Raw genomic sequence first — 11186 nt, 5'->3', positions numbered from 1 at the left:
CCCCCCCCCCCCCCCCCCCCCCCCCCCCCCCCCCCCCCGCCCCCCCCCCCCCCCCCCCCCCCCGCCCCCCCCCCCCCCCCCCCCCCCCCCCCCCCCCCCCCCCCCCCCCCCCCCCCCCCCCCCCCGGGGAGCAGAAAGGCCAGCTCACTGGAACCGCTCCTTCGACAGGCGGGTGATGCGGCAGGCGAGATCGGCTTCGCCGCTGGCCGCGATATAATGGTCGCCGGCGTCGGCCACGCCGGTGGTGAACACCACGGGGGTGGGCAGATAGAGCTGGTGCGCGATCGGATCGGTGAGTGCCGGGTTGGCCTCGATCAGCGGGGTCTCGTCCTCGAGGCGGAGAATCTTCGAGGGATCGTCCTTGTCGAGCAGCGCCCAGAAGCTGCGATAGACGCCGACCGCGCCCTGCTTCTCGACGCCGTGATAGATCAGCATCCAGCCCTGCGGCGTGAGCACCGGCTGGCTGCCCCCGCCGATCCGCTGGGTAGAGCTGGTCCCCTTGCGCGCGCGGATGCCGGGCGTGTCGAGCGGCTTCCAATGCAGGCCATCGGGCGACTGCGCCATGTTGATCGAGGGGCCGCCGAGCCAGGGGGAGTCCTCTGGATAGGCGAAATAGACTTCGCCAAGCGGGCGGGTGAGCGCCATGTACTTGCCGCCTGGCTTGCCCTCGAACAGGATCATGTCCTTGTTCTGGTGATCGAGCACCACGCCGAGCAGCTTGTAGTCGAGCCCGTTCACCGAGTGGTACATCGCGGTGCAGTGGCGCTCGGCGGAGACGCCGCACACGGTCATCCACCAGCTGCCGCCGACCAGGCTGATCCGGGCATCCTCGACGCCGTAGTCGAGGAACGACGCCGAGGGCTCGATCGCCTTGTCGTAATGGATCTTCACGATCTTGCTCGCGTCCCTGCTCAGTTCGACGGGAAGCAGCCAGGAGAGCGAGGTGAGGCCGAGCAGGCGGGGGTTGCGGTCCTTGAGCGCGAACTGGCGCGGGTCGTCCATCTGGATGCCCGCCACGGCGTGGCGATCGAGGACATAGCCCGAAGGCGTCCAGCGCACCGCCCGGGCATGCTCGCCATCGACCGGATCGCGCAGCGCTTCCGCCACGCGGACCATCAGCAGCAGGTTACCGTTGGGCAGGCGCGCGAAGCCGGGGTTGAAGGCGCCGAGGACATGGGTCGGCTCGGCCACGCCCTTGCGCAGCGGGGAGCGGGACAGGTCGACATCGTCGGGGCGGAAGATCAGGAAATCATCGTCCGCCGCCACGTCTCTACCCCCTCAACAGGATGGAACCTGGCTTTCCCCGCCTTCGCGCTGGTACTTGCCATCTCTCCAGACGTATCGCTCGGCGAAGGATCGGGTTCCCTCGAACTTCACGGTGAAATCGATACCCTTTCGGATCGCCCCGATCTTGCCCCGGACCGACTGGGCATTGTCCTCGACCGCGCCGCCATTGTCATAGACGGACTGGAAGGAGGCCACTTCCTTCGGCCCCTCCGGGTTGAGCGCGACGAGCGTGGTGAAGCTGCACGTGTATCCCTGCCAGGTGCCGCCACCCTCGACATAGACCACCGGCCGGTCGAGGAACTTGTCGCTGACCGACCATTCGGCGAGGTCGCCGAAGCTGCCGCTCTCCGCCGCCTTGGGATAGGCCTTGCGCACCTTGAAGCCGGTGCCGTCCGCATCGAGATAATGGACCGCGATCGTGCCGGCATCGACATGCGCGGGATCGCGGACATGGCCGTGGCTGACCAGCACCGGGCCGAAGCCAGTATCGACCAGCTTGTTGTCGTCAAAGGTGACCGGGCCCTGGTTGACGCCTTCGGGGAAGGACGCCTTGACCGCGGCCGCAAGCCGCGCGGCGGGATCGAGCGCGGGCGTGGGGCTCTCGCTCGGCGAGGGAGACGGCGCCGGCTTCTGCGCCTGGTTGCCGCCGCAGCCCGCCAGCATCAGCGCCGGCAGCAGGAGCGCGGCGGCCCGCCTCATTTCTCGTCCCGCAGCTGCTCGTGGTGGCGGATCACTTCGTCGATGATGAAGCGCAGGAACTTCTCGGAGAATTCCGGATCGAGGTCCGCCGTCTTGGCGAGCTCGCGCAGCCGGGCGATCTGGCGGTCCTCGCGGCCGGGATCGGCGGGCGGCAGGCCCGATTCCGCCTTGTAGCGCCCCACCGCCTGGGTGACCTTGAAGCGCTCGGCGAGCAGGAACACGAGCGCGGCATCGATATTGTCGATGCTCTGGCGGTAGCGGTTGAGGGTCTCGTCGGACATCGCCATCCTCTTTGCGCAGGACGTAAGGTCACGCAAGTCTTGCCTTTGTGCGCCGCACCCGCCAGAGGCTTGGCCCATGAGCGCTACCATCCATCGCCTTGGCGGCGGCCCCGCCCCCTCGCTCGATCCGATGATGGCGCTCGTCGCCCAGGACATGAACCTCGTGAACGCGGTGATCCTCGATCGCATGCAGTCCGAGATTCCGCTGATTCCGGAGCTGGCCGGCCATCTGATCGCCGGCGGCGGCAAGCGGATGCGGCCGATGCTGACGCTCGCGGCGGCGCGCCTGCTCAACTATCCGGGCACCCGCCACCACCGGCTCGCCGCCGCGGTGGAGTTCATCCACACCGCGACGCTGCTGCACGACGATGTCGTCGACAGCTCGGACCTGCGCCGTGGCCGCCGCACCGCCAACATCATCTGGGGCAACCCGGCCAGCGTGCTGGTCGGCGACTTCCTGTTCAGCAAGTCGTTCGAGCTGATGGTCGAGAGCGAGAGCCTGAAGGCGCTCCACATCCTCAGCAACGCCAGCGCCGTGATCGCCGAAGGCGAAGTCAACCAGCTCACCGCGGTGCGCCGGCTCGACCTGGGTGAGGAACGCTATCTCGACATCATCGGCGCCAAGACCGCCGCGCTGTTCGCCGCCGCCTGCCGCATCGCCGCGGTGGTCGCCGAGCGCTCGGAAGCCGAGGAACTGGCGCTCGACGCCTATGGCCGCAACCTGGGCATCGCCTTCCAGCTGGTCGACGACGCGATCGACTATGTCTCGGACGCGGGCACGATGGGCAAGGACGCCGGCGACGACTTCCGCGAAGGCAAGATGACCCTGCCGGTGATCCTCGCCTATGCGCGCGGCGACGAGGCGGCACGCGCCTTCTGGAAGGATGCGATCGCGGGCCACCGCAATTCGGATGCCGACTTCGCCGAGGCGATCAAGCTGGTGCAGGCGAGCCGCTCGGTGGACGATACGCTCGCCCGCGCCCGCCATTACGGCCAGCGCGCGATCGATTCGCTGGGCATCTTCGCCAATGGCACCGCCAAGGATGCGATGGTCGAAGCGGTCGAGTTCGCGGTCGCCCGGGCGTATTGATTCCAGGGCACGGCAGCGTCACCCCGGCCCGGGGTGACGAAGACTATTCCTCGACGTCCTCGTCTTCATCCTCGTCGTCGTCCAGAAGATCGTCCTCGTCGGCATCGAGCACTTCCTCGATCGCCTCGACGATCAGGTCGAGCTGCTCCTCGCTGGCGGTGAACTCCAGCGTCTCGCCGTCATCATCCTCGAGATGCAGCGTGTAATCGCCGTCGCCATCGGCGGTGATCGAAAATTGAGCCAGGGTTCGCGCCATGTCCGGTCCTCCTTCGCTTGCGCGTAACACCGGCTTGGGGAAATGGTTGCAGCGCTCATGAACGATTTGCTGCCGATCCACGCCGTATTGCCCGATCTGCTCGCCGCGCTGCGCGGCGGGAGCAATGCCGTGCTGGTCGCCCCGCCGGGCGCGGGCAAGACCACGGCGGTGGCGCCGGCACTGATTGGCGAGGACTGGTGCACCGGCGAAGTGCTGCTGCTCTCCCCGCGCCGGCTCGCAGCGCGGGCGGCGGGCGAGCGGATGGCGGCGCTCGCGGGCGAGAATGTCGGCCAGACCTTCGGCTACGCGACGCGGATGGACAGCAAGCGATCGGCCGCGACGCGGGTGACGGTCGTGACCGAGGGCATCTTCGTCAATCGCATACAGGCCGATCCCGAACTCGCGGGGGTTTCCGCCGTGCTGTTCGACGAAGTCCATGAGCGCAGCCTCGACAGCGATTTCGGCCTGGCGCTGGCGCTCGACGCACAGGCGGCACTGCGCCCCGATTTGCGGCTGGTGGCGATGTCGGCAACGCTCGACGGCACGCGCTTCTCGGGATTGATGGGCGATGCGCCGGTTGTCGAGAGCGAGGGGCGGAGCTGGCCGCTGGAGTTGCGCCATATCGGCCGCGCGGCGGAGGCGCGGATCGAGGATTCGATGGCGGCGGCTTGTCGGCTCGCGCTGCGCGAGGCCGAAGGCGGCGTGCTCGCCTTCCTGCCCGGCGTCGCCGAGATCGAGCGGACCGCGGAGCGGATCGGCGAAGTGCCCGGTACGGTGGTGCACAGGTTGCACGGCAGCCTTGAGCCGGGCGCCCAGCGCGCCGCGATCACGCCCGATCCACAGGGGCGCCGCAAGATCGTGCTGGCCACCTCGATCGCCGAGACCTCGCTAACGCTCGACGGCATCCGGGTGGTGGTCGATTCGGGGCTGGCGCGGCGGCCGCGCTATGATCGGGCGGCGGGGATGACCCAGCTGGTTACCGAGCGGGCGAGCCAGGCATCGGTCACCCAGCGCGCCGGCCGCGCCGCGCGCCAGGGGCCGGGTGTCGCCTATCGGCTGTGGGAAGAAGCGGCGACCGCCGGCCTGCCGCGCTTCGATCCGCCCGAGATACTGGAAGCCGATCTCTCGGCGTTGGTGCTCGATTGCGCACTCTGGGGGGTGAGCGATCCGCGCGACCTGAACTGGCTCGATCCGCCGCCCGAGGCTGCCGTCTCCGAAGCGCGCAAGCGGCTTGGGACGCTGGAAGCGCTCGACGAAGCCGGCCGCCCGACCGCCCATGGCAAGGCGATCGCCGGGCTGCCGCTGCCGCCCCGGCTCGGCCATATGCTGGTCCGCGCCGCCGAGCGCGGCATGGCGGGGACGGCGGCGCAGATCGCGGTGCTGCTCGGCGAGCGCGGGCTGGGCGGCAATGACGCCGATCTCGAGCTGCGCCTGCGCCGCTGGCGAAGCGAGCGCGGGCCGCGGGCGGAGAATGCCCGACGGCTGGCGCAGCGCTGGGCGAAGCTGGTGGGCGATGACGGGATCGGCGATCCCGCCGCCTGTGTCGCCCTCGCCTTTCCCGATCGGATCGCCAAGCGGCGCGATGCGAGCGGCGAGACCTGGGCTTCGGCCGGTGGGCGCGGGTTCAAGCTCGACCCGACCTCCTCGCTCGCCCGCGCCGAATGGCTGGCGGTGGCGGAGACGCAGGGCATGGCGGCGGGCGCGCGCATCCTCTCCGCCGCGCCGATCGATCCGGCCGAAGTCGAATCGCTGTTTGCCGATCGGATCGAGACGCGGCGCAGCGTCCGCTTCGATCCCGGGACCGGGCGGATCGAGGCGCTGCGCGAACGCAGGCTCGGGGCGATCCGGCTGTCGAGCGGGCCCGATTCGGCGGCAAGCCCGGCAGAGATCGAGAAGGCGCTGCTGGAAGGCGTACGCGAGTATGGGCTGGCGCTGCTGCCCTGGTCGGACACCGCCCAGGCGCTGCGCACCCGCGCCGCCTATGCCGGCAATGATTCGCTGTCCGACGCGCGGCTGCTCGCCGAGCTGGACAACTGGCTGCCCGGCCTGCTCAGCGGCAAGCGGCGGCTGGATGCGGTCGAGGGGCTGACCAATGCGCTGAACAACCTGCTCGGCTGGGACGGGCAGAAGGCGCTCGACCGGCTTGCCCCCGCCCGCTTCGAGACGCCCGAGGGCTCGACCTATGCGATCGACTATGCCGCCGAGGGCGGGCCGATGGTGGAGGTGCGGGTGCAGGCGCTGTACGGGCTCGACACGCATCCGGTGCTCGGCGACGGCACGCCGCTGGTGCTGAGCCTCACCTCTCCGGCCGGCCGGCCGATCCAGACGACGCGCGACCTGCCGGGCTTCTGGAAAGGCAGCTGGGCCGCGGTCGCCAAGGAGATGCGTGGCCGCTATCCGCGCCATCCCTGGCCCGAGGATCCCGCCGCGGCATCGGCGACGCTCAGGACGAAAAAGGCAGATGCAAGGGCCGCCGGCCCGCGCTAAGGGAAATGACCATGACCAAGACCGCTCGCATTTTTCAGAAGCCCAAGAACGCCATGCAGTCCGGCCGTGCGCGCACGACCAGCTGGATCCTCGAGTTCGAGCCGGTCCGCCAGCAAAAGGCCGATCCGCTGACCGGCTGGACCGGCGGCGACGCGACCGCGACCCAGCTGCGCCTGAGCTTCGAGACGCTGGAAGCCGCCACCGCCTATGCCGAGCGCGAAGGCCTGGCCTTCCATGTGGTGCCGGCGCCGGAGCGCAAGCTGAAGCTCCAGGCGTACGCGGACAACTTCCGGTAAGCGCTTCACCGCTTCCACTGCACTTCTTCACCCTGAACTTGTTTCAGGGTCCAACTCTCCCCAGGCGGTATCGCTGGTGGGACCTTGGATGCTGAAACAAGTTCAGCATGACGAAGGTCAGATGCCGAGCAGCGCGCCTGACAGCAACAGCAACAGCTTCACGTCGATCGCCAGCCCCTCGGCGCGCTTCTTCGCGACGAAATCGGGGAGCCCCGCCAGCGGCACGCGGTGGACGATGATGTCCTCATCCTCCAGCCCGCCGCCTTCGCCGACCTTGGTCAGTCCGCGCGCGCGGACCAAAGTGAAGCTCTCGCTGACCAGGCCGGGCGAGGAGAAATACTCGCCCAGGTCCTCGATCTCCGCGCTGTCATAGCCGGTTTCCTCGATCAGCTCGCGGCGGGCAGCCTCGAAGGGACTGTCATTCTCGCGGCCGGCCTCATCACCGACAAGGCCGGCGGGGAGCTCGAGACAGCGCTTGCCGAGCGGCACGCGAAACTGGTCGACCAGCAGGACATGGTCGTCGGCGTCGATCGCGACGATCACCGCGGCGCGGATACCCTTGGCGCGCGAGACATATTCCCATTTGCCGCGGCGCTTGGCGGTGATCCACTTGCCGGCCCAGGCAATCTCTTCTTCCATGTCGCTCACAGTTCGATCACCCGGTCGGGAAGTTCGTTCACATCGTCCGCGCTGCGCGGGAAATGCTCGGCGAGCACCAGCCCGATCTGGTGGACGGCCTCGGCCATGCCATCACCGGCCTTGTCCGCCTTCACGCCCTTGAGCAACGCCGCCATCGCTGCGCCCCAGACGTCGGGCGTGACTTTCGAGTGGATCGCCTCGTCGGCGATGATCTCGGCGCGGTGCTCGGCAAGGCTGAGATAGAGCAGCACGCCGGTCGAGCCGCGGGTGCGCTTCTCGGCGGCGGCGCGGAACAGTTCGAGCGCGCGGCGGTGGACGCGACGGTTCTTGGTCGCCGACGGCGTGAGGAACAGGCGGAGCGCGTCGAGCGCCAGCACGACGCGGGCGACCAGGAAGGTGACCGCCATCAGGATCAGCGCGATGGTGAGGTACCAGCGCGCCGGCACGGTCTGCGCCCAGCTGTCGATGAAGCGCGAATGGAGCCATTCGGCCGGCCAGGGCTGCCAGGCGAGCAGCGCCAGGACGAGCAGCATCGCCAGCACCGCCCAGTGCAGCGCGACGTCGTGATAGGGATCCGAGCGCCCGGCGACGACCGTGACGATCTCGCCATTGGTGGTCAGCTCGGCGGCGGTTACGGCCTGGGTGACCGCCATGCGGTCCTGATCGGTCAATCGCATCTCACCAGCTCCCCGAGGCGCCGCCGCCCCCGAACGATCCGCCACCGCCGGAGAAGCCACCGCCGCCGCCGCCACCGCCACCCCAGTCGCTGCCACCACCACCACCGCCACTCCAGCCACCGCGGCTGGCCTGGTGGCCGATCTCGTTGGCGATCGACCAGAGGATGATCGGCAGCGCGCCGCTGTCGTCGCTGCGGTAGCGCGGGCCCCAGGGGCCGCGCCGCTTGCGCCGGCCGAGCCCGAGCATCGGCACGATCACGAAGAGCAGGATGATGCCCCAGAAGATCAGCCCGATCGGGAAGCCGCCGCCATTGCCTTGGCGGCGCTTGGCGGTCTCGCTGACCTTGGCCTGGCTCTGCTGGGCACGCTGCTCGGCGGCCTCGAGCGGCAGCTTCATCTGCTCGGCGATCGCCTGCGCGCCGGCGACGATGCCGCCGGCCATGTCGTTCTGCTTGAAGCGGGGGATGATCTTCTCGTTGATGATCTGGCTGGACAGGCCATCGGTCATGATCGGCTCGAGCCCGTAGCCGACTTCGATCCGGACCTTGCGCTCATTGGGAGCGACGATCAGCAGGATGCCGTTATTGGCGTCCTTCTGGCCGATCCCCCAGGCACGGCCGAGCTGATAGCCGTAATCCTGGATGTCATAGCCTTGGAGATCGGGGATGGTCGCGACGACGAACTGGCGGGTCGAGGCCTTCTGGACGTCCTCGGAGAGCTGGTTGAGCTGGGCGACCTGGGCGGGCGAGAGCAGATGTGCCTCGTCGACCACCCGGCCGGAGAGCTTGGGGAAAACCGGCTGCGCCTGTGCCGAAAGCGGCACCAGGACCAGCAGCAATGCGAGCAGGCTACGCAACAGACTCATTCAGTGATCTCGCGAATGATGGCTTCGCTGCCGGCGAAGATGCCGTCGGCGAACTTGCCTTCCTTGAAGCGCGGCAGGATGTCGTCGCGGATGATCGCGCCCGCTTCCTCGTCGCGCAGTGCCTTTTCGAGGCCGGTGCCGACTTCGATCCGGACCTTGCGCTCATTGGGCGCCACGATCAGCAGCACCCCGTCGTTGAAGCATTTGCGGCCGATGCCCCAGGTGCGGCCCAGGTTCACGCCATAATCGGCGATCTGGTGCCCGCCGAGGCTCTTGACCGTGACCACCACGAACTGATGCTTCGACTTCTTCTCGGCATCGACCAACTGGTTCGAAAGCCGCCGCCGCTCGCTTACCGAAAGCAGGTTGGCGGAATCGACCACCCGGCCGGTCAGCGCCGGAAAATCATAGCCGGCGGGGGCGGGCCGCGCATTGGGCACCGCCGCCCCTTCGACCGCACCGGCGACGGGCGTCGTCTCCGCCGCCGGCGTGCATCCCGCCGCAACGGCATGCGGATCGTGCGCGAGCGGCTTGCAGGCCGCCAGCGCACCGCAGAGGAGAAGCGCCCGCAGGATCAGTTGCTGTTCCCGAAGCTGACGTCGGGCATTCTCTCCGCACCCGCCTCGGCCTTGAAGGGCACGATCGGCTTGGCGCCGTAGAAGATCTTGGCGCCGATCGCGTCGGGGAAGGTGCGGATGCGGGTGTTATAGGCCTGCACCGCGGCGTTGTAGTCACGCACCGCGATGGTGATGCGATTGTTGCTGCCTTCGATCTGGTCCATCAGCGTCTTGAAGTTACCCTGGCTCTGCAGCTGCGGATAGGCTTCCTGCAGGCGCTGGAGCGACAGGGTCAGACCGGCCTGGGCCTGGTTATACGCCGACATCTTGTTCTCGTCGGTGAGGTCGTCGCCGGTCACCTGGATCTGGGTCGCCTTGGCGCGCGCCGAGACCACATCGTTCAGGATCTTGCCTTCGGACGCAGCGGCGCCCTTCACGGTGTTGACCAGCGCGGGAATGGTATCCGCGCGACGCTGATAATTGGCCTGCACATCGGCCCAGCGCGCCTTCGCATTCTCCTCGGCGGTGGGAACGCTGTTGAGGCCGCAGCCTGCGAGCAGGGCGCCGCCGGCAAGAGCAAGAAGGGCACGAAACTTCATCACGTCAGGATCCTCCGGATCGGGTTCGAAGTGTCTTATACAGTGGCAACACCTCGGTTCGAAAGCTAAATCGGAAACGCAGGCGGTTTGCGCAAGCTCCACAAGCGTGCTTCATGGCAAAGATGCCGCGCGCTGGCGGCAGGGGTTGGGAGCCGAAGCGATGTTCAAGGAATTCAAGGCGTTCATTTCGCGCGGCAACGTGCTCGATCTGGCCGTGGCGGTCATCATCGGCGCCGCGTTCAGCAAGATCGTCAGCTCGCTGACCGACGATCTGCTGATGCCGCTGATCGGCAAGATCTTCGGCGGGCTCGATTTCTCGAGCTACTTCATCGCGCTGGGGCCGATCCCCGCCGCGCTGACCGGATCGACCGACTATGCCGCGCTGAAAAAGGCCGGCGTGCCGCTGTTCGGCTATGGCGCGTTCATCACCGCGGCGGTCAATTTCGTGATCGTCGCCTTCATCATCTTCCTGCTGGTGCGCGCGGTGAACCGCGTAATCCCGAAGCCGGAGGAAGCCGCCGCCGCCGAACCGGCGGACGTGACGCTGCTGCGCGAGATCCGCGACGAGCTGAAGAAGAAGAACGCGGCCTAGGCCGCGGCAAGATCCTCGGCGGTGGCATCCGCAAGGCTGGTGCCGTCGAGAATACGCGCGGTCTCGTCGCGCACCCGCGCCATCGCGTGGCGGATCGCGCAGCTCGCCTCGTCCTTGCAGTCATTGCACGGGCGATAGGCAGTGCGGCTGACGCAGGGGACCAGCGCCAGCGGCCCCTCGATCACCCGGATGATCTCGCCGAGCGAGATCAGGTGCTTGGCGCGTGCCAGGCGATAGCCACCCGCCTTGCCGCGCGTGGACGTGAGGAAGCCCGCCTCGCGCAGATCGGCCAGGATCAGCTCAAGGAACTTGCGCGGCACATTCGCTTCGGTGGCGATGCGGTTCATCGGCGTTGGCGCACCCGCAATGGGCTGTCCGGCCAGATAGAGCATCGCACGAAGGGCGTAGCGGGAACGCTGGGTCAACATCGGTTCAAAACGTCCATGCCAATAGTTTGCGGCACTGTGAAGACCTTAGGACATCCCGCCTGACCTTTTCATTAATGAATCCCGCCCCTATATGGGTCCTGCCGGCTTCGGTCGGCTATGGGGATAAACGAAGGCGTGCAATAGGCGCAGCGGACCCGGGGGCGGTACCCGGCGGCTCCACCACCAGCTACCTGCTCAAGGCAGTTGCTGACGGGGCCGAACTAGGATCGACGTGTGTTGAAAAGCGCTATCTATCTCTCAGCGTGGGCCACTGTGACGGTCCATTACACAAGTGCCAACGATAACGAAGCACTCGCTATTGCGGCGTAACCCCAAGGCCTAACGGCTTAAGGTTACTCTAAAATGCGCGGTTGGACCCCACCGGGCAACAGAAGGGGATTCCAGCGGTACGGGGAGCACCGGGCAACAGAAG

General features: G+C 67.9%; 14 protein-coding genes and 1 other RNA gene. 5 read left to right on the top strand and 10 right to left on the bottom strand.

The annotated features are described in order from the left end of the window. Positions 1-144: 144 nt before the first annotated feature. The 3 genes from AAHM44_RS11240 to AAHM44_RS11230 are packed head-to-tail and all read right to left on the bottom strand — an operon-like array spanning position 145 to position 2267. Positions 145-1266: a glycoside hydrolase family 130 protein gene (locus AAHM44_RS11240; RefSeq protein ID WP_342250035.1), complete on the bottom strand. Its 1122-nt coding sequence runs from the start codon at positions 1264-1266 to the stop codon at positions 145-147. 12 nt (positions 1267-1278) lie between these two features. Continuing rightward, complete coding sequence (locus tag AAHM44_RS11235; RefSeq protein WP_342250034.1) at positions 1279-1986, bottom strand: hypothetical protein; 708 nt, start codon at positions 1984-1986, stop codon at positions 1279-1281. Next, on the bottom strand, positions 1983-2267 hold the full coding sequence (locus AAHM44_RS11230; protein WP_184162469.1) for a chorismate mutase: 285 nt from the start codon (positions 2265-2267) through the stop codon (positions 1983-1985). The genes AAHM44_RS11235 and AAHM44_RS11230 overlap by 4 nt, the downstream gene beginning before the upstream one ends. A gap of 76 nt (positions 2268-2343) precedes the next feature. Here AAHM44_RS11230 and AAHM44_RS11225 point away from each other — a divergent pair, with 76 nt between their 5' ends. Next, positions 2344-3357, top strand: a complete 1014-nt coding sequence (locus AAHM44_RS11225) for a polyprenyl synthetase family protein (RefSeq protein ID WP_269573567.1) — start codon at positions 2344-2346, stop codon at positions 3355-3357. A 43-nt stretch (positions 3358-3400) separates the two neighbouring features. On the opposite strand, the gene AAHM44_RS11220 is transcribed toward AAHM44_RS11225, so the two are convergent. Continuing rightward, entirely contained in the window at positions 3401-3613 is a 213-nt protein-coding gene (locus AAHM44_RS11220) for a hypothetical protein (protein WP_269573566.1), read from the bottom strand. 57 nt (positions 3614-3670) lie between these two features. Between AAHM44_RS11220 and hrpB the strand changes: the two genes are divergently transcribed. After that, positions 3671-6100, top strand: a complete 2430-nt coding sequence (gene hrpB, locus AAHM44_RS11215; RefSeq protein WP_342250033.1) for an ATP-dependent helicase HrpB — start codon at positions 3671-3673, stop codon at positions 6098-6100. Between the two features lie 11 nt (positions 6101-6111). Beyond that, positions 6112-6396: an ETC complex I subunit gene (locus AAHM44_RS11210; RefSeq protein WP_269573564.1), complete on the top strand. Its 285-nt coding sequence runs from the start codon at positions 6112-6114 to the stop codon at positions 6394-6396. A 117-nt stretch (positions 6397-6513) separates the two neighbouring features. Here the strand turns inward: AAHM44_RS11210 and AAHM44_RS11205 are convergent, their stop codons facing one another. From AAHM44_RS11205 to AAHM44_RS11185, 5 genes are all read right to left on the bottom strand, one after another. Then, positions 6514-7035, bottom strand: a complete 522-nt coding sequence (locus AAHM44_RS11205; protein WP_269576546.1) for an NUDIX hydrolase — start codon at positions 7033-7035, stop codon at positions 6514-6516. A gap of 5 nt (positions 7036-7040) precedes the next feature. Further along, positions 7041-7712, bottom strand: a complete 672-nt coding sequence (locus AAHM44_RS11200) for a TPM domain-containing protein (protein ID WP_269573563.1) — start codon at positions 7710-7712, stop codon at positions 7041-7043. Position 7713: 1 nt separating this feature from the next. After that, positions 7714-8577 (bottom strand): TPM domain-containing protein, encoded by an 864-nt coding sequence (locus tag AAHM44_RS11195; protein ID WP_342250032.1) that lies wholly within the window; start codon positions 8575-8577, stop codon positions 7714-7716. Then, on the bottom strand, positions 8574-9017 hold the full coding sequence (locus tag AAHM44_RS11190) for a TPM domain-containing protein (protein ID WP_269573561.1): 444 nt from the start codon (positions 9015-9017) through the stop codon (positions 8574-8576). The genes AAHM44_RS11195 and AAHM44_RS11190 overlap by 4 nt, the downstream gene beginning before the upstream one ends. Before the next feature lie 134 nt (positions 9018-9151). Then, positions 9152-9733, bottom strand: coding sequence for a LemA family protein (locus AAHM44_RS11185; RefSeq protein WP_342250031.1), 582 nt, complete (start codon positions 9731-9733; stop codon positions 9152-9154). 160 nt (positions 9734-9893) lie between these two features. On the opposite strand from AAHM44_RS11185, the gene mscL reads away from it, so the two are divergent. After that, positions 9894-10325, top strand: a complete 432-nt coding sequence (gene mscL, locus AAHM44_RS11180; protein WP_342250030.1) for a large conductance mechanosensitive channel protein MscL — start codon at positions 9894-9896, stop codon at positions 10323-10325. On the opposite strand, the gene AAHM44_RS11175 is transcribed toward mscL, so the two are convergent. Then, positions 10322-10753 carry an RrF2 family transcriptional regulator gene (locus AAHM44_RS11175; RefSeq protein ID WP_269573558.1) on the bottom strand — a complete coding sequence of 144 codons (432 nt, stop codon included), beginning with the start codon at positions 10751-10753 and terminating at the stop codon, positions 10322-10324. The two genes, mscL and AAHM44_RS11175, sit on opposite strands and share 4 nt — an antisense overlap. A gap of 61 nt (positions 10754-10814) precedes the next feature. Between AAHM44_RS11175 and ssrA the strand changes: the two genes are divergently transcribed. Then, positions 10815-11156, top strand: a transfer-messenger RNA (tmRNA) gene (gene ssrA / locus AAHM44_RS11170). Positions 11157-11186: the final 30 nt, after the last annotated feature.

Source organism: Sphingomonas sp. OTU376, from assembly GCF_038440415.1.
GTDB classification, from domain to species: Bacteria; Pseudomonadota; Alphaproteobacteria; order Sphingomonadales; family Sphingomonadaceae; genus Sphingomonas; species Sphingomonas kyeonggiensis_A.
Note: the sequence above shows the minus strand (reverse complement) of the source record. Positions and strands in the feature narration are given on the sequence as shown.